Source organism: Asticcacaulis sp. EMRT-3 (assembly GCF_030027245.1).
Taxonomy (GTDB): domain Bacteria; phylum Pseudomonadota; class Alphaproteobacteria; order Caulobacterales; family Caulobacteraceae; genus Asticcacaulis.
In genome coordinates this window covers 673,322-697,336 of sequence record NZ_JASERT010000001.1, presented here as the reverse complement: position 1 = coordinate 697,336, position 24,015 = coordinate 673,322, and the positions used below count along the sequence as shown (strand labels likewise).

At 60.1% G+C, this 24,015-nt stretch carries 24 protein-coding genes; 6 read left to right on the top strand and 18 right to left on the bottom strand.

The features are described 5' to 3' along the window. Positions 1-2: 2 nt before the first annotated feature. The 10 genes from parC to eno all read right to left on the bottom strand — a co-directional run bounded on the left by parC (position 3) and on the right by eno (position 9,736). Positions 3-2,234, bottom strand: a complete 2,232-nt coding sequence (gene parC, locus QB905_RS03380) for a DNA topoisomerase IV subunit A (protein WP_282973154.1) — start codon at positions 2,232-2,234, stop codon at positions 3-5. Between the two features lie 49 nt (positions 2,235-2,283). Further along, the gene (locus QB905_RS03375; protein ID WP_282973153.1) at positions 2,284-2,742 is read right to left on the bottom strand and encodes a hypothetical protein; all 459 of its coding nucleotides are present in this window, start codon (positions 2,740-2,742) and stop codon (positions 2,284-2,286) included. A gap of 73 nt (positions 2,743-2,815) precedes the next feature. Next, on the bottom strand, positions 2,816-3,538 hold the full coding sequence (gene recO / locus QB905_RS03370; RefSeq protein WP_282973152.1) for a DNA repair protein RecO: 723 nt from the start codon (positions 3,536-3,538) through the stop codon (positions 2,816-2,818). A gap of 233 nt (positions 3,539-3,771) precedes the next feature. Beyond that, positions 3,772-4,779: a GTPase Era gene (gene era, locus QB905_RS03365; RefSeq protein ID WP_282973151.1), complete on the bottom strand. Its 1,008-nt coding sequence runs from the start codon at positions 4,777-4,779 to the stop codon at positions 3,772-3,774. Next, positions 4,776-5,486, bottom strand: coding sequence for a ribonuclease III (gene rnc / locus QB905_RS03360; protein ID WP_282973150.1), 711 nt, complete (start codon positions 5,484-5,486; stop codon positions 4,776-4,778). Before rnc ends, era begins: the two co-directional genes overlap by 4 nt. A gap of 63 nt (positions 5,487-5,549) precedes the next feature. Further along, entirely contained in the window at positions 5,550-6,428 is an 879-nt protein-coding gene (gene lepB, locus QB905_RS03355; RefSeq protein ID WP_282973149.1) for a signal peptidase I, read from the bottom strand. Positions 6,429-6,551: 123 nt separating this feature from the next. After that, entirely contained in the window at positions 6,552-6,941 is a 390-nt protein-coding gene (acpS, locus tag QB905_RS03350; protein ID WP_282973148.1) for a holo-ACP synthase, read from the bottom strand. Beyond that, on the bottom strand, positions 6,938-7,690 hold the full coding sequence (locus tag QB905_RS03345) for a pyridoxine 5'-phosphate synthase (RefSeq protein WP_282973147.1): 753 nt from the start codon (positions 7,688-7,690) through the stop codon (positions 6,938-6,940). Before QB905_RS03345 ends, acpS begins: the two co-directional genes overlap by 4 nt. A gap of 3 nt (positions 7,691-7,693) precedes the next feature. Next, a complete protein-coding gene (gene pyrE / locus QB905_RS03340) occupies positions 7,694-8,281 on the bottom strand; it encodes an orotate phosphoribosyltransferase (RefSeq protein ID WP_282973146.1) in 588 nt (195 codons plus the stop codon). Between the two features lie 177 nt (positions 8,282-8,458). Next, on the bottom strand, positions 8,459-9,736 hold the full coding sequence (gene eno / locus QB905_RS03335; protein ID WP_282973145.1) for a phosphopyruvate hydratase: 1,278 nt from the start codon (positions 9,734-9,736) through the stop codon (positions 8,459-8,461). A 143-nt stretch (positions 9,737-9,879) separates the two neighbouring features. Between eno and QB905_RS03330 the strand changes: the two genes are divergently transcribed. After that, the gene (locus tag QB905_RS03330) at positions 9,880-10,092 is read left to right on the top strand and encodes a hypothetical protein (protein WP_282973144.1); all 213 of its coding nucleotides are present in this window, start codon (positions 9,880-9,882) and stop codon (positions 10,090-10,092) included. A 71-nt stretch (positions 10,093-10,163) separates the two neighbouring features. Here QB905_RS03330 and rpmF read toward each other — a convergent pair whose 3' ends face one another. From rpmF to rpoZ, 4 genes are all read right to left on the bottom strand, one after another. After that, positions 10,164-10,346, bottom strand: a complete 183-nt coding sequence (rpmF, locus tag QB905_RS03325) for a 50S ribosomal protein L32 (protein WP_282973143.1) — start codon at positions 10,344-10,346, stop codon at positions 10,164-10,166. Positions 10,347-10,517: 171 nt separating this feature from the next. After that, the gene (locus QB905_RS03320) at positions 10,518-10,901 is read right to left on the bottom strand and encodes a RidA family protein (protein WP_282973142.1); all 384 of its coding nucleotides are present in this window, start codon (positions 10,899-10,901) and stop codon (positions 10,518-10,520) included. A gap of 80 nt (positions 10,902-10,981) precedes the next feature. Beyond that, positions 10,982-13,279 carry a RelA/SpoT family protein gene (locus QB905_RS03315; RefSeq protein ID WP_282973141.1) on the bottom strand — a complete coding sequence of 766 codons (2,298 nt, stop codon included), beginning with the start codon at positions 13,277-13,279 and terminating at the stop codon, positions 10,982-10,984. 204 nt (positions 13,280-13,483) lie between these two features. Next, positions 13,484-13,843 carry a DNA-directed RNA polymerase subunit omega gene (rpoZ, locus tag QB905_RS03310; RefSeq protein WP_282973140.1) on the bottom strand — a complete coding sequence of 120 codons (360 nt, stop codon included), beginning with the start codon at positions 13,841-13,843 and terminating at the stop codon, positions 13,484-13,486. 311 nt (positions 13,844-14,154) lie between these two features. Here rpoZ and leuA point away from each other — a divergent pair, with 311 nt between their 5' ends. Both leuA and QB905_RS03300 read left to right on the top strand, forming a co-directional pair. Continuing rightward, the gene (gene leuA, locus QB905_RS03305; protein ID WP_282973139.1) at positions 14,155-15,825 is read left to right on the top strand and encodes a 2-isopropylmalate synthase; all 1,671 of its coding nucleotides are present in this window, start codon (positions 14,155-14,157) and stop codon (positions 15,823-15,825) included. Beyond that, entirely contained in the window at positions 15,806-16,597 is a 792-nt protein-coding gene (locus QB905_RS03300) for a glutaminyl-peptide cyclotransferase (protein WP_282973138.1), read from the top strand. The genes leuA and QB905_RS03300 overlap by 20 nt, the downstream gene beginning before the upstream one ends. A 71-nt stretch (positions 16,598-16,668) precedes the next feature. Here the strand turns inward: QB905_RS03300 and QB905_RS03295 are convergent, their stop codons facing one another. Then, positions 16,669-17,193 carry a thermonuclease family protein gene (locus tag QB905_RS03295; RefSeq protein WP_282973137.1) on the bottom strand — a complete coding sequence of 175 codons (525 nt, stop codon included), beginning with the start codon at positions 17,191-17,193 and terminating at the stop codon, positions 16,669-16,671. Between the two features lie 251 nt (positions 17,194-17,444). Here QB905_RS03295 and QB905_RS03290 point away from each other — a divergent pair, with 251 nt between their 5' ends. Then, entirely contained in the window at positions 17,445-18,374 is a 930-nt protein-coding gene (locus QB905_RS03290; protein WP_282973136.1) for a DMT family transporter, read from the top strand. Positions 18,375-18,514: 140 nt separating this feature from the next. On the opposite strand, the gene folK is transcribed toward QB905_RS03290, so the two are convergent. Beyond that, on the bottom strand, positions 18,515-19,024 hold the full coding sequence (gene folK, locus QB905_RS03285) for a 2-amino-4-hydroxy-6-hydroxymethyldihydropteridine diphosphokinase (RefSeq protein WP_282973135.1): 510 nt from the start codon (positions 19,022-19,024) through the stop codon (positions 18,515-18,517). Positions 19,025-19,054: 30 nt separating this feature from the next. Here folK and QB905_RS03280 point away from each other — a divergent pair, with 30 nt between their 5' ends. Then, positions 19,055-19,636: a LabA-like NYN domain-containing protein gene (locus QB905_RS03280; protein ID WP_282973134.1), complete on the top strand. Its 582-nt coding sequence runs from the start codon at positions 19,055-19,057 to the stop codon at positions 19,634-19,636. 248 nt (positions 19,637-19,884) lie between these two features. On the opposite strand, the gene smpB is transcribed toward QB905_RS03280, so the two are convergent. Then, positions 19,885-20,355 (bottom strand): SsrA-binding protein SmpB, encoded by a 471-nt coding sequence (gene smpB / locus QB905_RS03275; protein ID WP_282973133.1) that lies wholly within the window; start codon positions 20,353-20,355, stop codon positions 19,885-19,887. Positions 20,356-20,363: 8 nt separating this feature from the next. Next, entirely contained in the window at positions 20,364-21,272 is a 909-nt protein-coding gene (gene dapA, locus QB905_RS03270; protein ID WP_282973132.1) for a 4-hydroxy-tetrahydrodipicolinate synthase, read from the bottom strand. A gap of 167 nt (positions 21,273-21,439) precedes the next feature. On the opposite strand from dapA, the gene QB905_RS03265 reads away from it, so the two are divergent. Further along, positions 21,440-23,908, top strand: coding sequence for a lytic transglycosylase domain-containing protein (locus tag QB905_RS03265; protein WP_282973131.1), 2,469 nt, complete (start codon positions 21,440-21,442; stop codon positions 23,906-23,908). The last annotated feature ends 107 nt before the right edge of the window (positions 23,909-24,015 follow it).

The following is a 24,015-nucleotide window of genomic DNA, read 5'->3' as shown; positions in this document are numbered from 1 at the left end:
TATTACAACCTGAGTTTGCGCAATCCCCGCGGTGCGATACGGCCAGCCGAAGCGCGGCGGCCGATATAGTCCTTAACATCCTTGAAGTCGCGCGACCGGCCCGCCCCATCATACCAGACCGCACCCGTCTCTCCGGATCTGGGCGCCATGCTGAACACGGCAATGTCTTTCACGCCACCGTCCTTATAGGCCTGAAGCTTGACGCCCTTGCCGCGCGCCATGTCGGGCAGTTCCGTCACCGGATACACCAGCACCTTGTTGTTTTCGCCCAGCACCACGACATGATCGCCCGTCACCGGCAGGGCGGCAAAGGCTTCAGTGCCCTCGACATTCAGCACCTGCTTGCCAGCGCGCTTATTGGCCACGGCATCGTCCTCGTTCATGACGAAACCATAGCCGTTTTTCGATACCATCAGCCGCTTCTGGCCCGGCGTGAGCATGAAGACCGTAACGATCTGCGCCGATTCCTCGATGTCGAGCATCAGGCGCAAAGGTTCGCCATGCCCGCGCCCGGAAGGCAGCTTATCGCAGGTAAGCGTCAGGAAACGGCCATCCGAAGTCAGGATGAGCAGCTTGTCGGTGGTATAACCTGGCACCAGGAAGCCCAGTTCATCGCCTTCCTTGAACTTCAGTTCCGATGGGTCTTCCACCTTGCCCTTGGCGGCGCGGATCCAGCCGCGCTTCGACAGGATGACGGTGATCGGCTCCTTCGGCAGATAGCTTTCGATGGCCGCCACCTCGATACCGGTGGGCGCATCGGCAAAGGTGGTGCGACGCCCCGACACCAGTTTTTTGCGCACCTCGACCAGTTGCTGGTCGATACGCTTCCATTGCAGCTTTTCCGAACCGAGCAGGGCGATCAGACCATCGCGTTCCTCGCTGAGCTTTTTATGCTCATTCTGGATGGTCATTTCCTCAAGCCGCGCCAACTGGCGCAGGCGGGTATCGAGGATATAGTCGGCCTGCACCTCGGTCAGGCTGAAACGCGCCATCAAGGTGGGCTTAGGCGTCTCGTCCTCGCGGATGATGCGGATCACCTCGTCGAGATTGAGGAAGGCGATCATCAGGCCATCGAGCAGATGCAGGCGCTTTTCGATGCGCTCCAGCCGCCATTGCGACATGCGCCGCAAAACCTCGCGGCGGTGATCGAGGAAGGCCGTCAGGCAATCACGCAGGCTCATGACGCGCGGCGTGCTGGTGGCGTCGAGCACATTGATATTGACGCTGAAGCGCGTCTCTAAATCGGAGATCTTGAACAGGCTTTCCATCAGCACTTCGGGTTCGATATTGCGCGTCTTGGGCTCCAGCACCAGACGCACCTGTTCGTCCGATTCGTCGCGCACATCGCCGAGCAGCGGGGCCTTCTTGGCCTCAATCAGATCGGCCAGTTGCTCGATCAGGCGTGATTTCTGCACCTGATAGGGAATTTCGCGCACCACGATGCGCCAGGCGCCGCGCCCCAGATCCTCAACCTCATAGCGGGCGCGGGTGCGGATCGAGCCGCGTCCGGTGCGGTAGGATTCCAGCAAAGAGGCCTTCGATTCAACGCAGATGCCGCCGGTTGGGAAATCGGGCCCCGGAATAATCTCCATCAGCTCTTCGATGGCGGTATCGGGCTTGGCCAGCAACTTGCGGCAGGCGTCGATCAGTTCGGCGGCATTGTGCGGCGGGATCGAGGTGGCCATGCCGACCGCAATCCCCATAGCGCCATTGGCCAGCAGGTTCGGGAAGGCCGCGGGCAGCACGACCGGTTCTTCATCCTGCTCATCATAGGTGGCGCGAAAATCGACCGCGTCCTCGTTGATACCGTCGAGCAAAAGCGTAGCGGCCACGGTCAGCTTACATTCAGTGTAACGCATGGCGGCGGCATTATCGCCGTCGATATTGCCGAAATTGCCCTGACCATCGACCAGCGGATAACGCTGCGCGAAATCCTGCGCCATGCGCACCAGAGCGTCGTAGATCGACTGGTCGCCGTGCGGGTGGAAATTACCCATCACCTCGCCCACCACCTTGGCGCATTTGCGCGCCGCCGCTTCGGGGCTGAGCCGCATATTGCTCATGGCGTACATGACGCGGCGGTGGACGGGTTTCATGCCGTCGCGCACGTCCGGCAGGGCGCGGTGCATGATGGTGGACAGGGCATAGGCCAGGTAGCGGCGCGACAGGGCATCGCCCATCGGCTCATCAAGGATGCGCCCGCCCGCGTCGTCAGGAATCATTATGTCGCTCATGCGCGCAGGCTAGAGCGGGAAGCCCCGGAAAACAAGCCCGGAGGCAAGCTTAGAACAGCGCGTCAACCTCGCTTTGGCGGTCGGCCTCAGCGCGACCGTGGATATGCGAATCCATCTCGACCACCATCGCCTTCATCTCGTCCAGCCGCGCATCAAGATCGGCACGCGCCGCCGCGTCTTCGATGTTGGAACTGAGCAGGATGTTGATCGAGGAATCGAAAACGCCGAGCGCGCGCTCCACGGTATCGTCAAACGCGCTCCGAATCTCGTGCGGGGCGTACAGATAGGCGGCGATCACCACATCCTTCAGCTCAAAACCGGAATATTCAAAATGCTCGATATAACCGCGCCGGTGCCAGTCGGCCAGTTCCTCGGCCATGTCCGGCATGTCGAGGCCCATTTCGAACAGCATGATAGCTTCGTTGAAAAGGTTCAGATAGTCGGTCGCCAGTCCGGTGGCCGGATTGACATTGGCGGCTATGATCTGCGCTTCGCTGTACGGCAGCATGGGGTTCGGCTTTATCCTTAACTGTAACAAAGTTATGACATACAAACCCTTACCAAAAAATGGACGGCAGGTTTCAGCCCTGCCGCAGCGTGTCGATCAGGCGCTGGCGGATGTCGGGCAAGGGCTTGTCATGCGGATGAAAGACATGCCTTTCGAGGAAAAAGCCGGTCAGGGCCAGACCCTTTTCGATGTCATCTTCACCCAGCCCGCCCTGACTCGACAAAAGAAAAGGCGGCAGCGGCAAAAGCTTGTCCTGATAAGGCGCACCCGACGCGCGGCTGACCGCCCTGCCCGATTTCGGACTGACATAGACGAGATCATCATGACTGCCGGTGACGGCGCAGGCGCTTAAATCGAGGCCAAAGCCGACCGCTTCGAGCAGGCCCGCCTCATAGCGCACATAGATGGCGGGCCATATCTCCGCCACGACCAGAACGCCCAGCAGGGCCGACAGCGCGTGATAGACGCCGGGATGGGCCTCGCGTTCGGGCAGCACAGAGCGCGTCATCACGCAGGCGCATTGCAGGCCGGTCAAGGCCTGCGGGTCATCGAGCAGGTCGGGCGTTGCCCCCAGCGGCTCCAGCGTGGCCGCGCCCAATTGATCATCGTGGCGCGCCCGATAGGTCAGGGCCACGCGCGATCCGGCTTGCAGAATCGGTTTGAGCCGCCGTGACGCCCCGCCCGCCACATGGGCGGCATAGACGCCGTGAACCTCGCTCAACACATGGACAATCGCACCGGTTTCGCCGTGAGGGCGCGCGGTCAGAACAATGGCGTCGTCTTCAAATTCGGTCATAGGTTAGAATTTTTAGAGCATCATGCCAAAAAGTGGATGCCACTTTTTGGAAAAACATGATGCGTAAGCAAAGACTTAGAGCGAGATGACGAGTCTATCTAAAGTCATCTTGCTCTAGCCACGAAAAGCACCAAAAGCACGAAAATAAGAAGAGCAAACGACACGATGATGACTATTCATCGGGATGCCGCTTCGCGGAAATCAATCCTGCCTGTTTTCGTGGCTTTCGATGGTCAGCTATCATATTCCAGACCGAACTGCGCATAGAGCGCGCGATCATCGCTCCAGCGTTCCTCGACCTTGACATGCAGGAACAGATGCACGGGCCGGTCGAGCAAGATAGCCAGTTCCTCGCGCGATTTCTGGCCGATCCATTTCAGCGTCTGGCCGCCCTTGCCCAGCACGATGGCGCGCTGACCGTCGCGCTCAACGAAGACCGACTGCTCGATGCGCGCCGAACCATCAGGCATGTCCTTGAATTCGGTCGTGACCACGGCCGCCGCATAGGGCAGTTCTTCGTGGACGCGCAGGAACAGCTTTTCGCGCGTGATTTCCGCCGCCAGAATGCGCACCGGCGCGTCCGCCGCCTGATCTTCGGGATAGAGCCACGGCCCCTGCGGCATCCGCGCCGTCAGCAGGGTTTTCAGATCATGCACCCCATGCCCCTTATCGGCCGAAATCATCAGAACATCCGTGAACACGCCGCTCTTATACAGATCATCGGCAATGGCCAGCAGGTTCTCGCTCTGCATCAGGTCAATCTTGTTGAGCGCCAGAATCGCCTTGGCACCATTGGCCTGAAGCTGGGCCACGATCATCTCGACATCCTCGACCGCCTTATGATCGGCGCCGGTGGCCTTGGCGCTTTTCTGGGCTGCGCCCTCGATGCGGGCCTGAGGATGGTTGACCGCGGCCTGCGCCGCCGCATCGACCAGCAGCACAATGGCGTCGGCGTCCTGCGCGCCGCTCCACGCCGACCGGACCATAGCGCGGTCAAGCCGACGGCGCGGCTTGAAAATACCCGGCGTATCGACGAGGATCATCTGGCAATCGCCGTCCAGCGCGATGCCGCGCACCGGGAAGCGCGTGGTCTGCACCTTTTGCGTGACGATCGACACCTTGGTGCCGACAAGGCGGTTCACCAGGGTCGATTTGCCCGCATTGGGCGCGCCGATGATGGCGACGAAGCCGCAGGTTTGCGGGCCAGAAGAGTCTGAAACCGTGGGATCAAGGTCGTTCAAGTGAGGTTTTCTCTTTCGATAAAGCGAAGCGCGGCGGCCTTTTCGGCCTCCTGGCGTGATTTTCCTGTGGCGGGCTGGGCTGGTATGTCGTCGATCACCACTTCGATGGTGAAGACCGGCGCATGATCGGGGCCACGGCGATTGACCAGCCGGTAAACCGGCGCGCCCAGCCCCTTGGCCACTGCCCATTCCTGCAAGAAGGATTTCGGATTTGAGCGCGAAACATTGCCGCTGTCCTTCAGCGCCTGCACCCACAGCGGCTTGAAAATGCGCACAACAGTGTCATAGCCGCCGTCGCAGTAAACCGCCGCCATCAGGGCTTCGCAGGCATCGCCCAATATGGTCGGATTCGAGCGTCCGCCGCTTTTGGTTTCGCCCGCCGCCAGCCGGATGGCCGCGCCCAGATCGAGCGCGCGCGCCACATCGGCACAGGTTTCGCGGCTGACCAGCACATGAAACCGGCGCGACAGATCGCCCTCGGTGGCGTCGGGAAAGGCTTCCATCAGGGCTTCGGCGATCATCAGACCCAGCACGCGGTCGCCGAGAAATTCCAGCCGTTCATTATCGGCCATCTTGCGCGCGCCCTCGGCCACCGAGGCGTGGGTCAGGGCCAGTTCCAGCATCCGGCCATCGCGGAAACGATAGCCGAGCTTATCCTGAAGGGCGTCGATGGCCTGAAGACGGTTATTTTGCACGCGGGCGCTCATTTGCCAGCGTTTACATCACCTGCCGCATAAGGGCAAAGGCAAACTGCGCCTAAGGCTCCAGGTCTAGTGGATGGGCTTGAAGAAACGATCCCAGTGGAAGTTGAGCCATGTCCACGGCTTCCACAGCGAAGACCCGTCCTTCCACGACATCAGGATCAGAAAGGCGCGGCCTTCGAGATTGGCTTCCGGCACGAAACCAACGCCCGGTTCGTAAGGATTATCGGGCGAAAAACGGCTGTCGAGCGAATTGTCGCGGTTATCGCCCATAACGAAATAATTGCCCGCCGGGACTGTAAATAGCTGCGTGTCGTCGGCCTGGCCATCGGTCATCATGTCCTGAATCGTATGAACCCGGCCATCAGGCAGGGATTCACGATATTCCATAGCCGACCCCGCCGGATCGTCCTTGGCTGCCACCTCGCCCACCTTGACGCTCGGCACAAGCTGGCCGTTGATATAGAGCCGGTCGTGCTTCATCTGCACCGTATCGCCCGGCAGGCCGATCACGCGCTTGATATAGTCGATATGCGGATCGCGCGGCAGCTTGAACACCACCACATCGCCGCGCGTCGGCAGGTGATTGAACCAGCGGCCCTTGATGACCGGGAAGGTGATCGGGAACGAATATTTGGAAATGCCGTAATTCCACTTGGAAACGATAATGTAATCGCCGGAATAGAGATTGGGCTCCATCGAGGCCGAGGGAATGGTGAAGGGCTGGAACAGAAACGTGCGCAGGATCAGCACCAGAACCAGCGCCACGCCGACGACCGTGACGATTTCCTTGAACTCATCAATCGCCATCTGCTTCGCTGTGCGCGTATCGGCGGGCGCGTCGCTGACGATCTCAGCCGTTTCCGCCTGTGCCTCAGAACGGCGTTCAGCCGATGCCGCAAGGGCTTCTGAATCAGCCTTTGGCGTCATATCGTCCGGTGTGGTCATGAGAAACTGCCCCGCTTATGTTCGCATCATCAAGGCCGCTGCCCCGAAAAACTTCGCCCCAACTAACCATAGAATATGGCAAGGGCAAGACATTTCCCCGGATGGTGGCGCGCCAGCCACGGCCTATGTGGTTTCGATCACCGCATAGGCCGTGGCGTAAGGGTCTTCGTCACTTAAGGAAAGATGGATGTGGGCGGTGTGATGCTCGCTCAGCTTGCCGCGCAAAACGCCTGCCGCGCCCGCGTGCAGCACGACATGCGGCTTGCCCAGTGCATCGGAAAAGACCTCGATATCGACAAACAGAAAGCCACGCACGCCGGTGCCGAGCGCCTTGGCCACAGCCTCCTTGGCGGCGAAGCGTTTGGCGAAGCTCAAATGCGGCTTGGCGGCCTTGAAGGCATGGCTCTGTTCGTCGGCGGTGAAGATGCGGTCAAGAAATTTATGGCCGAACTTGCGGATCGACTCCTCGATGCGGCGCGCATCCACCAGATCGATGCCGACGCCCAGAATCATGCGCCGCGCGCCGCGTCGATCAGATCGCGCATCCGCAACAGGGCCGCCTCCAGACCGATGAAGATCGCTTCACCAATCAGGAAATGACCGATATTCAGTTCGCGCACCTGTGGGATTTTGGCGATGAAGGCCACCGTGTCGTAATCAATACCATGCCCGGCATGAACCTCGACGCCGAGCGCCTGCGCCTGTGCCGCCGCTGCCTGCAAACGGCTCAGTTCGCTCTCGAAAACAGCCTCTTCGCCGTCACGGAAGGCATCGCACAGCGCGCCCGTATGGAATTCGATCACCGGGGCCTTGATCCTGGCGGCGGCCTCGACCTGCGCCGGATCGGTGGCGATGAACAGAGAGGAGCGAATGCCGGCAGCGTTGAACCTGGCCACCGCCGCGCCAACCGCCTCGATCTGGCCCACCACATCCAGTCCGCCTTCGGTCGTGCGTTCCTGGCGGCGCTCCGGCACCAGACAGGCGGCGTGCGGCTTCAGGTCGAGCGCGATGGCCACCATCTCATCGGTGACCGCCATTTCGAAATTGAGCGGCTTGTGATGCGCGTCGCACACCGCTTTCAGCGCCGTGATGTCGCGGTCGAGAATGTGGCGGCGATCTTCGCGCAAATGGGCCGTAATACCGTCAATTCCAGCCTGAAGCGCGATCTGCGCCGCCCGCACCGGATCAGGCGCAGAGCCGCCGCGCGCATTGCGCACGGTGGCGACGTGGTCAACATTCAGCCCCAGACGGATACGGGTCATGGGTCAGGCTTTCGCCAGACGGCGGCTGCCGGGGTCTTCGACCGGAATGGCGGCCAGTTCGGGCGGCAGATTATCGGCAGGGTATGCGGGCACGGCCAGCGAGGCCAGGGCGATCAGCGGCACACCGACATCGGCTTTTCCGCCCGAACGATCCACGATGCAGGCCGCCGCCACCACCTTGCCGCCTGCCTTCTGGATGGCGGCGATGCACTCACGTGACGACAATCCTGTGGTGACAATATCCTCGACCATGACGACCTTCGCGCCCGGTTCGATGTGAAAGCCACGGCGCAGTTTGAACTCGCCGCCTTCGCGTTCGACATACATCGAATCGACGCCGAGATGCTTCGCCGTTTCATAGCCGGGGATGATGCCGCCCACCGCCGGAGAGATGGCGACATCGACCTCACCGATCTGATCGACGATCTTCCAGGCCAGCGCCTTGCACAGGCGCGCGCAGCGTTCGCCGTTCATGAAGACGAGGTTCTTTTGCAGGAACATCGGCGAATGCAGGCCCGACGACAGGACAAAATGGCCTTCGCGCAGGGCATTGGCGGCGCGGAATTCGTTGATTACGTCTTCGGAGGTCATAGCTTTATCCCTTGCAAGTGGTGCCCGGTTTATCGCGTTACCCGGAGCGATGTAAAGGGGTTTGGGGCCTGTGGCCCCATGCCTTTTCTTCCAATAAAAAAGCCCCGCCTTAAGGCGAGGCTCTTTTTTATTGGAAATAAAACAGATGTGGGGGCACAGCCCCCACGCCCCTTTATATCAGCAACGAATGACGCCGACGCCCGCATACACCGCCTCATCATCGAGCATCGATTCGATGCGCAGAAGCTGGTTGTACTTGGCCACCCGGTCCGAACGCGCCAGCGAACCGGTCTTGATCTGACCGCAGTTCATCGCCACGGCCAGATCGGCAATGGTCGAATCCTCGGTTTCACCCGAACGGTGCGACATGACCGACGTATAGCCGGCGCGATGCGCCATATCGACGGCGTCCATCGTTTCCGACAGGGTGCCGATCTGGTTGACCTTGACCAGCAGCGAATTGGCCATGCCTTCCACGATACCGGTTTCGAGACGGTCAGGATTGGTGACGAACAGGTCGTCGCCAACGATCTGGACGCGGTCGCCCAAACGGTCGGTCAACATGCGCCAGCCCTCGTAGTCGTCCTCGGCCATGCCGTCTTCAATCGAGCAGATCGGGAAGTTGTCGGCCAGATTGGCCAGATAATCGACCATCTTGTCGGCTTCCAGAATCTTCTTTTCGCCGGTCATATTATACTTGCCGTCCTTGTAGAATTCGGTGGCCGCCGCATCCATAGCCAGCCAGAAATCCGAACCGGCCTTATAGCCCGCGCTCTCGCCCGCCTTCATGATGAAGCTCAGCGCTTCCTCGGCCGAACCGAGATTGGGGGCGAAACCGCCTTCATCGCCGACATTGGTGTTGTGACCGGCAGCCTTCAAGCCCTTTTTCAGCGCGTGGAAGATTTCCGCACCCATGCGCAGGGCTTCGGAAAACGATTCCGCGCCCGCCGGCACGATCATGAATTCCTGAATGTCGATGGGGTTGTCGGCATGAGCGCCGCCATTGATGATGTTCATCATCGGCACGGGCAGGACGCGCGCCGCCAGGCCGCCAACATATTTATAAAGCGGCAGACCCGAAGAAATGGCGGCGGCGCGCGCCGTGGCCAGCGAAACGCCCAGAATGGCGTTGGCACCGAGACGCGCCTTATTGGGCGTACCGTCCAGATTGATCAGGGCCTGATCGAGGCGGCGCTGATCGAGCGCCTCAAAGCCCGAAATGGCATCGAATATTTCGCCATTCACCGAATCGACCGCGCCGCGCACGCCCTTGCCGCCATAGCGCTTGGGATCATTGTCGCGCTTTTCAACCGCTTCATGCGCGCCGGTAGACGCGCCCGATGGCACGGCGGCGCGGCCAAACGCGCCATCATCGAGGGTCACATCGACTTCGACCGTGGGATTGCCACGGGAGTCGAGAATTTCACGGGCGGCGATGTCGATGATTTCGGGCATGGGCAGATCCTTGCATGAAGGGGATTGAGAGGCGCCGCCTTATAACATCATGCGTGCAGGTGGCCACCTCTTTTTAGGATTGACCCCTTATAGCCAGGGCAGGCAATGCTGCACACCCACAAGGTTTAAATGAGGAGTTTCATATGGGATGGCTTGAACAGACCGAAAAACTGCGCCGTGGCGAACCCGGCCGTTACCAATTCACCCTGCCCGAAGGCGAATCCTACGAACACTTCAAAGCCCTGATCGAACAATCCGGTGCCTACGCGCTCAAATATGGCGGCACCTGCCATGTGGTGCCCGGCACGATGGAAACACCCGAAACCCTGATCGTCGATCTGCCGTCGCCGCAATAGGCTGTCCGCCACGAAAAAGCGCGGGACTGTCGCCAGCGCCCGCGCTTTTAAATCTGACGATAAAAGGAGAATTAGTCCTTCTTCGGCGTGATCACCTGACGGCCCTTGTACATGCCGGTCTTCAGATCGACATGGTGCGGACGGCGCAGTTCGCCGGTGTCCTTGTCTTCCGTATAGGGATTGGGGCCCAGGGCGTCATGCGAACGGCGCATATTACGACGCGAGGGCGAGACTTTGCGCTTAGGTACGGCCATTTCCGTCTCTCTTCTTGGTCAAAAGCCGAAAGCCACAGCCTTCAGGCATAATAAATGGGGTCAGGCTCACAGCCCATGTCGGCATGTGAGACAGAAGGCGCGCCTTATGCCCCAACTTCCCCCGCCGATCAAGGGCTAAAAGCCTCAGGGCAAAGCTTTTCTATTCAGGCCCTATTCCTCGATCTGCGCTGAGGCTTCGATCTCGACCAGCCAATCGGGATTGATCAGCCCCTTGACCTCGGCAAAGGTCGAGGCCGGGCGAATCTGGCCGAAAACCTCGCCATGCGCGCGCGCCGCATCCTGCCACAGCGAAATATCGGTCATGAAAATGCGCGTGCGGATGATGTTCGTGGCCTTGCCGCCCGCCTCCTCGACCGCCTTGACGATGATCTCCAGCGCCGCCTTTGTCTGCTCATAGGCGTCACCTACGCCCGCCGTCTGGCCGTCACGAATCGGGGCCGTACCGGAAACCTCGATCCGGTTGCCGCTGCGCACGGCGCGGGAGAAACCGATGGTGGCCTCGAAGGGCGAACCGGAAGAAATGAGCTTACGCATGGCAGCTATCCTGAAATGTCACAACAATGCCGCCGCCTTTCGCCTGTTTGCAGCGAAAATTCAAGCCATGATTCCGAAATTCAGGCGGCGGGCCCCAACTCTTCGCCGCGCACCCGCTCGACGCTCTCGATCATCGGCGAAGTGCGCAGGCCCGCCGAGATATTGATGATGTGGCGGGCATCCAGCACCTCAATATCGAAATCGACATCAAGAAAATCATAGGGTTTCGAGGTCAGGGCGATATTGACGATATTACCCCTCGCCTCGCCTATCAAGGTACAGGCCTGACCCAGAACACCGGGCTTATTCTGCATATTGACGCGCAGACGCGCCACGGACAGCGTGTTCTTTTCAGCGTTGAGCGTCCAGTGCAGATCGATCCAGCGGTCTTTTTCGGCCTCCAGCGCCTCCAGGGTTTCGCATTCGATGGAGTGGACATGCACGCCGTCGGCCTCGACAATGCCGACGATGCGATCACCGGGCACCGGATGGCAGCAGGTCGAGAAGAAGATTTTATGCCCCTCGTGCAGGGCCGTGCCGCGCACAAAGGCCATACCGCCGTCGCTGTCACGGATGCGCGTCAATGTATCGATCGACAGGGTCATCGGCAGTTTGAGGCCGGGGAAGATGGCCTCTAATATCTTGGCCGGAAGAATCTTGCCGCGCCCGCACAGCTCAAACAATTCGTCTTCGCTGGTCACGTTGAAACGGTCAAAGGCCGGACGCCAGCTAATATCGTCCAGCCCCTTATCGACCTGCGCCGCCGCGCGCTCGACAGCGACCTTCCCCACCTTGATGAAATCCTCGCGCTCCGACTGGCGCAGATGGCGACGGATGGCGGCGCGCGCCTTGCCCGTCGTGGTCAGTGAGAACCAGTCCTGATTGACGCGCGATTCCAGCCCGGTCAGGATCTCGACCTGATCGCCATTTTGCAGCACGGTGCGCAACGGCCTGTGCTCACCATTGATCAGGCAGCCAATCGCTGTTTCTCCGACCTCGGTATGGACAGCAAAGGCGAAATCGAGCGGCATGGCACCGCGCGGCAGCGAGATCAGCCGACCCTTGGGCGAGAAAACAAACACCTGATCAAGGTACATCTCCATCTTGGCGTGCTCGACCCAGTCCTCGGAATCGCCGCCGTTTTCGACGATGGACACGATATTGCGCAAGGAATTGATCGGATTACGCCCGCCATCGGCTGTGGCGGCTTCCTCGTCGAAACCATAGGTCTGGTTCTTATAGCCCCAATGCGCCGCCACGCCTTCCTCAGCGATACGATCCATTTCGGCGGTGCGGATCTGTAATTCGATGCGCGTGCCCTTGTGGCCGACCACAGTGGTATGCAGCGACTTGTAATTATTGCTCTTCGGCGTCGAGATGAAATCCTTGAACCGCTCCTGCACGCACGGCCAGGTGCTGTGCAATATGCCCAGCGCCCGGTAACAGTCATCGACATTCTGCATCACCACGCGAAAGGCATAGATGTCGGAAAGCTGATTGAAGCCCACGCTCTTGCGTTGCAGCTTGCGCCAGATCGAATAGGGCGATTTTTCGCGCCCCGATACGCGGGCGAACATGCCGGCCTTTTCAAGCCTGGCGGCCACATCGCGGGCAATGGCGGCGATAGTGTCGCCACGTTCTTTACGCATCTCCTCCAGCCGCCGGATGATCGCCTTATGGGCGCGCGGATTGATAAAGGAAAAGGCCAGGTCTTCGAGTTCGGTAGCAAAGCGGTTGCAGCCGATGGAGCGGGCCAGCGGCGCATAGACCTCGATGGTTTCGCGCGAGATGCGCTCGCGCTTGTGTTCGGGCACATATTGCAGGGTGCGCATATTGTGCAGACGGTCGGCCAGCTTGACCAGCAGCACGCGCACATCCTTGGCGATGGCCAGGATGAACTTGCGCAGGTTTTCCGCCGACTTGGTATATTCCGATTGCAGCTCCAGCCGCGTCAGCTTGGTGACCCCCTCGACGAGCTGGGCCACATCCTCGCCAAACATCGAGGCGATGTCTTCGCGCGTGGCCGGGGTGTCTTCGATCGTGTCATGCAAAAGCGCGGTGGCGATGGCGGCGGAATCGAGCTTGTAATCGGTAAGGATGCCCGCCACCTCAATCGGGTGGGCGAAATAGGGATCGCCCGAAGCGCGCAACTGAGCGCCGTGCATCCGCATGGCATAGACATAGGCGCGGTTGAGCATGGCCTCATCGACCGTGGGGTCATAGGCCGCCACGCGCTCGATCAGTTCGACCTGACGCAGGAATCTCGGACGGGCGGGCGCAGGTTGGGAGACGGGTTGAGGCGCGGACGCAACCGAACCGGCCGCCGCATTCGCCTGCGTCGCCGTCGTGCCCACCAATTGCTCGCCATCTGCGTTCATCGTGTGTCCGTATCCATGCACCCCATCTCTTCAAAGACTGGGGTTAAAAGTTTCTCACAGGTGGGAATATTCACAAGGCTTTTTAAGGGAAAATGCCTGATTTCGTCACATCTGATATGAAAAAGGCCCGAAGCTATGCGCCACGGGCCTTTTAGATAGGTTGTTTCGCGCTGAAAGCCAGATGCGACCTGAGGCGCAACCTGATCAGTAACGCTCTTCCTGGCCGCCGTCTCGGTCGGTTTGCAAGGCGCGGATCAGTTCGCTTTCCGACATTTGCTGGTGCGAAGGATCGGCCAGCAGGGCCAGGGTTTCGGCCTCTTCCTCGGCTTCGCTGCGCTCATCGACACGTTGCAGCGAGGCGATCAGGCTTTCGGTCAGAACTTCAGGATCGACGGCACTGTCAGCGATTTCGCGCAGGGAAACGACCGGATTCTTGTCGTTGTCACGATCCACCAGGATCGACGAACCCGATGAGATGGCGCGCGCGCGGTGCGCGGCCAGAAGCACGAGATTGAAGCGGTTGTCGATCTTTTCAACGCAATCTTCGACGGTGACGCGGGCCATGAAATACCTCGGTAACAGGGACAGCTTCGCACGCAGCCCTGCCCATCGGGCGGCAGGCCATCGGCGAAGCGGATAATCTTTGAACGGGTCTATAAAGCGCTTCCTCGCCAAAGACAAGAAAAATGCTAGGCAAATGCCTGTAATACCAGGTTGCGATGATCTTGACTCAATCGCAACCTGGCAAGCGCGACTGCGCGCCCGAGCTTATGCGAGGAGCCCATTCTTAAATCAAAGAAGATTGGCGGCGTTTGAGCTGCGAAAAATGCAATGACAATTGACGAAACCGCCCCAAGCGTGACACAAGCCGGACTATGCTGAAGAACCCTGAAACCAAGTACCTGCCCTTCTCGCTCGGCGTTGACATGTCGGATCGCACATGGCCGTCGAAGCGCATCGAAAAGGCACCCCGCTGGCTCTCCACCGATCTGCGCGACGGCAATCAGGCCCTCGCCGACCCGATGGATGTGGAAAAGAAGCTGATCTTCTTCAATCTTTTGCTCAAATGCGGCCTGAAGGAGATCGAGGTCGGCTTTCCTTCGGCGTCGCAGACCGAATTCGATTTCGTGCGCAAGCTGATCGAAGACAATCTGATCCCCGACGATGTGACGATTCAGGTACTGGTGCAGGCGCGCGAAGACCTGATCAAACGCACCTTTGAAAGTTTACGCGGCGCGAAGACGGCCATTGTCCACCTTTATAACGCCACCTCACCCCTGTTCCGCCGCGTCGTATTCGACCGCAGCAAGGAAGAGGTGGTGCAGTTGTCGGTGAACGGGATGCGCCTGCTGCGCGACGAGGCCGCCAAACAGCCGGGCACCGACTGGCTGTTCGAATACAGCCCCGAAACCTTCACTGCCACCGAACCGGCATTCGCGCTTGAGGTCTGCGAGGCGGTAATCGCCGTCATCGAGCCGACGCCCGAACGGCCTCTGATCCTCAACCTGCCGGCCACGGTCGAGGTGGCGGGCCCGCACATCTATGCTGACCAGATCGAATGGTTCTGCCGCCATATCAGCCGCCGCGACAGCGTGGTCATCAGCCTTCATCCGCACAATGACCGCGGTACGGGTGCCGCCGCCGCCGAACTGGGCCTGCTGGCGGGCGCCGACCGCATCGAAGGCTGCCTGTTCGGCAATGGCGAGCGCACGGGCAATGTCGATCTCGTGACGCTGGCGCTCAATATGTACAGCCAGGGCCTGTCGCCGCAGCTCGATTTCTCCAATATGCGCGAAGTGGTGCAGACGGTCGAATATTGCAACAATATCAAGGTGCATCCGCGTCACCCCTATGCGGGTGAACTGGTCTTCACCGCCTTTTCCGGCTCGCACCAGGACGCCATCCGCAAGGGCTTCGCCGCCCACGAACAGCGCAATGACGGTATCTGGGAAATGCCCTATCTGCCGGTCGATCCGGCCGATCTTGGCGAAAGCTATGAGGCGGTCATCCGCGTCAATTCGCAATCGGGCAAGGGCGGCATCGCCTGGGTGCTGGAGCAGAGCCACGGGCTGAAACTGCCGCGCCGCTTTCAGGTCGATTTTTCGCACAAAATCCAGAACATCACCGACGCCTCGTCACGCGAATTGTCGTCGCTCGAAATCTGGGACGCCTTCCAGTCAGCCTATCATCTGACCGGCGAACAGAAATACGGCCTGATCGAGTACGAACAGACCGGGCCGGTACGTTCGGGCGGCACGCGCACCTTTGTGGGGCGGATCAGCCATGATGGCGTCGAAGCCTCGGTGATCGGCCACGGCAACGGGCTGATCTCCAGCGCAGTCAAGGCGCTCAATGACCAGTACGGCCTCGATCTCGACGTGGTTGACTATGCCGAGCACGCGATCCGGCAGGGGGCCGATGGTCAGGCCGTCGCCTATGTCGAGGCCAAAACCAGTGATGACCGTCGCGTGTTCGGCGTCGGCATCGATGATGATGTGGCCACCGCGTCCGTCAAGGCGGTGCTCAGTGCCGCCAACGCCCTGTAGGCCGCAGATGATGTGGCGCGCGGCGCTCCTCGCTTTAGCCATAGGCCTGACCGGCGCGCAGGCTCAGGCGGCTGTGCCGCGCTATGCCGTCTCGGTGGTTCACACCTATCCGCACGATACGCAGGCCTTTACCGAGGGCCTCTTCTATCAGGACGACACCTTTTATGAGAGTACGGGCCGCAATGGCCAATCGTGGATTCGCCAGGTCAATCTGCAAACCGGCAAGGTGCTGCGTCAGGTCAGTATCGACAAGCAGTATTTCGGTGAAGGCATCGCGCCTTGGCAGGGCCGCATCATCAGCCTGACCTGGCAGGCGGGCACAGGCTTTGTCTGGTCGCAGAAAAATCTGCATCGCCTGTCAAGCTTCCATTATACAGGCGAAGGCTGGGGCCTGACCAGCGACGGCCACGAGCTGATCATGAGCGACGGCACCGAAACGCTCAAATTCCTCGATCCGCTGACGCTGAAAGTGGTGCACACGCTCAAAGTGACGCTGGACGGCCAGCCGCTCGACCAGATCAACGAACTGGAATGGGTGAAGGGCGAGGTGCTGGCCAATATCTGGCGCACCCGCCAGCTTGTACGCATTGACCCGAAAACCGGGCATGTCACCGGCATTATCGACCTCAACAGCTTGCCGGAAATCGTCAGTCCCGGCACGGATCCTGATGCGGTGGCCAATGGCATCGCCTATGACGCCGCCCATGACCGCCTGTTCGTCACCGGCAAGCTGTGGCCGCACCTCTATGAGATCAAGCTGACGCCGGAATAGATAGACGAACCACGGAAAACACGGAAATGACGTAAATCATCTGTGTTTTCCGTGTTTTCCGTGGTTCAAATCTACTTCACATGCGTCTCGCGCCAGGTGCGCGGACTGTCAAAGCCATGCGCCCAGGCCCCGGCATGATGCACCCTCGCCCAATTCTCATCCGGCAGATAGCGCGTCGAAAAGGCGCGATAGGCGACGGCCAGTCCCTGATGCACCATGACCTGTCCGAGATCGTTCGCCCCTGCCCGGCAGACCGCCACCATGCGGCCATAGGGATCAGTCGCTTGCCGAACACAAGCGACCATATTGCCGCGCACCAGCCCTTGCATGGCCTCCGTCGCCGCTACCCCGCAGGCGAAGCGCCCGCAGGTCTGATCGTGCTCAAACGCATCGACGCCAAACAAACGGATATGGCGGCCATGAATGACAATCGTATCGCCGTCGATGACATAGGCCGGGCCGCTTAAACCGACAGCGGCCATCACAGGCAAAGGCGTCAGATAACCACACACCGTAACGCAAAGTGACAGCCACAGCGCGAAAAGCTTCAGGTTGCAGTTGCATTTGAAACCGTCAGAGCGTACACGCCGCCTCATGTTTACCAGCCTCGCCAATCATTTCGTGCTGACGCACCTCGACATCATGTCCAGACTCAGCCGGGCGTGCAAGTCCGTGCGTATCTTCCGTCCGGGCACAACACGCTCTGACCGTAATCGCACACCGGGCGCGTAAACTTTTTTCGCGCCCCCCGTCATAACGGGGCGCTCCGCATCGGACAATGCCCCCTCTTACGAGCCTGCCGATGCCGCCCGCTGCCTCTCCTTCGCCTGAACGTCCCGGATTCCAGATGAAAAACTGGACAGGCTACGCACTGGCCTTTGTGGGCTCCTTCCTGTTCGCCACCAAGGGCATCTGGATCAAGCTGGCCTATCGCTATGGCATCGACGCCAGCGCGCTCCTATCCTTGCGCCTCAGCATCGCCATGCCGTTTTACCTGCTGATCGGCCTGATGACCTGGTGGCGCGCCCGTCGCAAGGGGCAGGACGCCCTGCCCTCGCCGCTACGCCGTCCCGGCCTTTATCTGCAAGCGATGGCGGTGGGTGCCCTCGGCTACTGGCTGGCCAGCTATACCGATTTTGTCAGCCTGACCACCCTGTCGCCGCAGTTCGAACGGCTGATCCTGTTCACCTATCCTCTGTTCGTTATCCTGTTCGGCGCGCTTTTCTTCGGCCAGCCCTTGCGGCTGAAGGCGATCTGGGCCTTCGCCATCGCCTATGTCGGGCTGGCCCTCGTCTTCCTGACCGATCTGAAGACCAGCGGTTCGGTCATCGCCGTCGGCGTCCTGTGGTGCAGCGTGTCGTCAATCGCCTTCGCCCTGTATCTGCTGCTGGCCAAGCCGCTGATCCGCCGCCTGGGCCCGTCGCTGTTCACCTCCTGGGCCATGAGCGGCGCGGCGGTCGTCACGGTCAGCCAGTTTTTCATCCTGCATCACAAGGGTGGCGTTCATCTCAGCCCGCCGCTGCTTTACCTGAGCCTCGGTCTGGCCGTCACCGCCACCGTCATGCCCAGCTACCTGATCAATTTCGCCCTCAGCCGCATTTCATCTCAGGCCAATGCGGTGATCGGCTTCGTCAATCCGGTCTTCACCCTGATTATGAGCGCGCTCATCCTGACCATTCCGGTTACCGCCGCCGATCTGGTTGGCACCTTGCTGGTGCTGGCAGGCGTCGGCCTCTATCTGTGGCTCGATCAGCGCGCAGCGCGCCGCGAGGCTTAAGGTTCATCGATATTTAGAAACTCACCACGAAAAACACGGACGATGGCCTGCGACCATCTGCACGGATAAGAGAAGATAATGCAGTTTGTTCTTTCCGTGTGGTCGCTTGCGACCGTCTGTGCTTTCCGTGGTTAAGCCTTCTAAGACACAGGCTGAGCGTCGCGCCCTACGCTCACCTCGCGGTACAGATCGGTGGCGGTGCGACCCAGTTCGGGATGCAGCCAATCAGGCCTGATTTCGGCCAGCGGCCCCATAACGAAACCGCGCTCATGGCTGCGCGGATGCGGCAGGATCAGCCCATCCTCCGTCATGACGCGCCGTCCATAGGCGATCAGATCGAGATCGAGCGTGCGCGGCGCATTTAGCAAACCGGGCTGGCGAAGGCGTCCGGCCTCACGCTCGACCTCATGCAAAAGCGCCAGTAATGCCTGCGGCGGCAGCTCCGTCTCCACGACCATGACGGCATTATAATAGGGCGGATCAGCCGGATCAGGCCAGGCCTTTGAGTGCCACAAACGCGAAATCGCTATCATGGTCAGACCACGCGCTTCCAGCGTCTTGACAAGGGCCGCGAAAGCCTGCGATGCAGTCATGTCCGGCGGCGTCAGATTGGCGCCATAGGCCACGATTATTTCTGTATCTGCCGTCATTTCATCCCGCCATTTTCCGAGAGTATTTCGATGAGTTTTTATCCCAGCGACCGTATCGCGCTTTTTATCGACGGGGCCAACCTCTATTCCGCCGCCAAGGCGCTCAATTTCGACATCGATTATCGTAAGCTGCTCGATGAATTCAAGAAGCGCGGCATTCTGGTGCGCGCCTACTACTATACCGCACTGGTCGAGGGCGACGACTATTCGCCGGTGCGCCCGCTCGTCGACTGGCTTGATTATAACGGCTTCAGTCTGGTCACCAAATCGGCGCGCGAATATACCGATAGTCAGGGCCGCAAGCGCTGGCGCGGCGATATGGACATCGAAATCGCCTGCGACATGATGGAAATGGCCGAGCATTGCGACCATCTGGTGCTGTTTTCCGGCGATGGCGATTTCCGCCGCCTGATCGAATCGGTGCAGCGCAAGGGCGCGCGTGTTACGGTCGTTTCCACCGTCAAGTCGCAGCCGCCCATGACCTCGGATGAATTGCGCCGTCAGGCCGACACCTTCGTCGATCTGGCCGATCTGCAAGGCGTGGTGGGGCGTCCGCGCAGCCAGAACGCGCCGAAATTCCTGCAAACCGATGATGAGTTCGACGAGGCCTGAGAATTTCGGCACAAATCGACGTGTTGTCACCTTTCCTGTACCTCCCCATCTTCGATGGGGAGGGGAACCGCACGAGGCCGCGAAGCGGCTGAGATGTGGTGGTGGGGGTTCTTCTCTCAAGCGCCGGGTTAATAACTAGAGCGGTTTGCCTTCTGATTGAATCGGTCAAAGGAATGCAACCCACTCTACATTTGACGTTTTTCCGCATCTCGCATTCAATTTGTAAGTCAAATTAAACGCTCGTTGCTCTAGCCCTTGTCACGCATCAGGCGGCCCTTATCGCGCTGCCAGTCGCGTTCGGCCGAAGCTTCGCGCTTGTCGTGGATCTTCTTGCCCTTGGCCAGGGCGATCTCCAGCTTCACCAGACCCTTATCGTTGAAATAGAGCTTGGTCGGCACGATGGTCATGCCCTCGCGCTGGATGGCGATGATGAAACGGTGGATTTCCTTGCGATGCAGCAGCAGTTTGCGGATACGGCGCGGTTCGTGATTGAAGCGGTTGGCCTGACCGTAGGGCGGAATGTCAGCATTGATCAGGCACAGTTCGTCGCCCTCGACGCTGACGTAAGACTCGGCGATATTGGCCCGGCCATTGCGCAGGGATTTGACCTCGGTACCGCGTAAGGCCAGACCCGCTTCGATATTATTTTCGAGAAAATAATCGAAACGCGCCCGCCGGTTATCGGCGATCACTTTGTAATTGGGCTGAAGTTCGGCCATGCGGGTGCCTATGCCGTCTCCATGTCCAGACCGGCCACGGCCATCGCCTGATCGACCAGCGGACGCACGGCCTGCGCGCATGGCGTGATCGGCAGGCGTACCTCATCCGTACACAGGCCAAGGCGGCTCATGGCGTATTTGGTCGGCGAAGGCGAAGCATCGGCGAACAGAACCTTGTGCAGGCCGATCAGCCTGTCCTGCCAGTCCAGCGCCGTGTCATAAGCGCCCTGACGCACGGCGTCATACAGCGCCACCATGCTGGCGGGCGCGACATTGGAGGTGACCGAAATCACGCCATGCCCGCCATGCGCCAGATAGCCGAGGAAGGTCGGGTCATCGCCCGAAATGAACGAAAAATCGCCGCCAATCGCTACGCGCAACTGACTCATGCGGTCGAGCGCGCCGGTCGCGTCCTTGATGCCGACAATATTGGGCAGTTCGGCCAGACGGGCAATCGTTTCGTTGCTCATATCAACCACGGTGCGACCCGGCACATTATACAGCACAGCCGGAATCTGAACTGAATCGTTCAAAGCCTTGAAATGCTGATACAAACCCTCTTGCGAAGGCTTGTTGTAATAGGGGGCCACCACCAGCACGGCATCAGCCCCCACGGCCTTGGCGTGGTGCGCCAGTTCGAGCGTTTCGGCGGTATTGTTAGAACCAGCCCCGGCGATGACGCGCACACGACCGGCGGCCTTTTCAACGCACAGCCTGACGATGGCCTTGTGCTCTTCCAGCGACAGGGTCGAGGTTTCGCCCGTCGTGCCCACCGGCACCAGGCCATGCACACCCGCCGCAATCTGGCGCTCCACCAGCCGCTCGAAAGCGGCATAATCGACCTCGCCATTGCGAAAAGGCGTCACCAGGGCGGTGAAAATCCCTTGAAACAGGGGTGTGGGCTTTGCGTCGCTCATCTTGAATCCGTGATCGTGATTGGCCGCGAGAAGATGTGTCTTTTCACCCGTATTCGCCTGCCATTAAATGCAAAATTAGCCTTACGGCGACTAAGCTTTCGCCGCAATGGCTTTATAAAAAGAAACTATCACCTATAGTGGACGCCACCACCCTAAAAAGGATTCTTATGACGCGCCTTCGCCTTCCGCTCGCCTTTCGCCCCCCCTTCGGTACGAAAACGCTGCGCCGCAAGGTGTGGCTGGCCTGCAGTGTCGGCGCGTTGAGCCTGACCGGGTTGGGGCCTGCTCAGGCGCAGGACGATTCGGGGCCGATTCCCTATAGCCAGCTCAGCGACCAGCCCGATACCGGTACGACGGCCCGGCCTTACGTGCCGTCCATCCTGTCCGCCGCCGATTCCGCCCTGCTCGAACAGGCGTTGCAAGCCGTCAAGACCGGCAATTTCGCCCAGGCCGATTCGCTGGCTAAGGGCCTGACCGATCCGGTGGCGCGCAAGATCGTCACCTGGACGATTATCAATAATAATGGCGGCATCTATTCGTTCGCCGCGCTCGACGCCGCCCGCCGCGACCTGTGGGGCTGGCCGCGCGCCGCCAATCGCCAGATCGCCGCCGAAAGACTGATCGCCGCATCCGGCATGACCGACCAGCAGATCGTGGACTGGTTCAAGGGCGCACCGCCGCAAAGCATCGAGGGCGCCACGGCCCTGATCACCGCCTATGGCAATCTCGGTCGCACCAGCGAAGCGCAAAGCCTGGCCAAAATCTGGTGGCGCACCCAGGTTTTCGATTCGATCGCCCAGGCCAATTTTTATCAGGCCTTCAGCCGTTACCTGACTGCCGCCGACAATCTGGCGCGCATCAACTGTCTGATGCTGGATACGCAAAACGCCAGTTCGCAATCGATCACCGACATGATTGCCTATGTCGATGCCCACACAGGCGATGTCGCGCGTGCCGTCATCGCCATGCGCAGCAGTTCCGCCGCCGCCGATGGCCTGTACCAGACCGCTCTGGCCAGCGATCCGCATAATCCGGTTCTGGCCTATGCCCGCGCCCGATACCTGTCGGGCAAGGGGCTGGAACCGCTCGGCTTTCCCCTGCTGCCCGATTTGCCGCCCGCCTCGATGAGCCCCGGTGCGGCCTCACAGCTTTACCGCCTGCGCCTCGCCTATTTCCGCGCCGCCCTGAAGGTACAGGACTATCGCACCGCCTATAATGCCATGAATGGCGGCGGATTCGATGGCGGCGAGGCCGAGGCTGAGGCCGAGTTTTTCGCGGGCTGGATGGCGCTCATCAAGCTGAACGATCCCGACGCCGCCATTTGCCATTTTCAGGGCGTGGCCGAGGCCGGCACCTCGCCGATCACGCAAGGCCGTGCCGATTACTGGCTGGGCCGCGCCTATGAGGCACGCAACCATCCCGCTACGGCCACTGAAGTCAGCGACGCCGATACGGCCCGCGCCTGGTATCAGAAGGGCGCGCAATATATCTATGCCTTCTATGGCCAGATGGCTGCCGAAAAAGCAGGTGTCACCCAGATCAGCCTCGGCAAGGATCCGGTGCCTTCCGCCGCCGACAAGGCGCGCTTTGAAAACCGCGAACAGGTGAAGGCGGCGCGAATCCTTGGCGGGCTGGGCGAAATGGGCCTGTTCCACGCCATCATCTTCGATCTCGACACCGTCCTGCCCAATGCCGAGGAGGAAGCCCTGCTCGTTGACCTGACGGCCTCTTACGATAGTCAGGCTATGGCCATGAAGGTGGCGCGCATGTCGATGCAGCGCGGCTTTTACCTGCCGGAACGCGCCTATCCGATCCGCGATGTGCCCAATGTGCCGGGGCCGGAAAAAGCCTTTGTGCTGGCCATTACCCGTCAGGAATCGGGCTTCGACCCCAGCGTACGCTCACCCGCCAATGCCAAGGGCATGATGCAGCTTATTCCCTCCACCGCCCGGGCCGTGGCCAACCGCCTCAATCTCGGTTTCAGCGATTCCAGGCTTTATGACGCTGATTACAATATGACGCTCGGCACCTACCATCTCGGCGAACTGGTGGATCGTTTCGGTGGCTCCTATATTCTGGCCGCCGCCGGTTATAATGCCGGGCCCAGTCGTATGGGCCAGTGGATTGCGCAATGTGGCGAACCGCGCGGACCGGGGGCCGACGCCCTGTCTTTTATTGAATGTATGCCGCTGGGCGAAACGCGCGACTATATGATGCGCGTCACCGAAAATATGCGCATCTATCGCGCCCGCCTGAATGGCGGCACGGCCCCCCTCACCGCCACGGCCGATGTGACGCGCGGCAGCCCTGCGCCGATCGGCAGCTTCGATCCCGATGATGTCGGTGATGGCAGCGACACGCCCGATGCGCCGATCAGCTATATGGATTACCAGAAGGCCCAAACCCAGGACGCCACAGCCGCCGCTGCGCTTACCGCCGCCCCGGTCAGTATGAAGCCCATCGCCGATCCAAAACCGAAGGCCAGACCGGTTGCCGCGCACAGGACTGAGGCAAGGCGCCGGACCGGGACTAAACACAAGGCGGTAAAGACGCACAGGACGGAAAAGAAAAGCGTCAAATCGAAGACAAAATCTAAGTCAAAGGCGAAAGCCGCCAGCCATCATAAGCGGCGCTGAAGCGCTAGAGCGGTTTGCATTCTGATTGAATCGGTCAAAGGAATGCAACCCGCTCTATATTTTACGTTTTTCCGCATCTCGCATTCAATTTGTAAGTCAAATTAAAC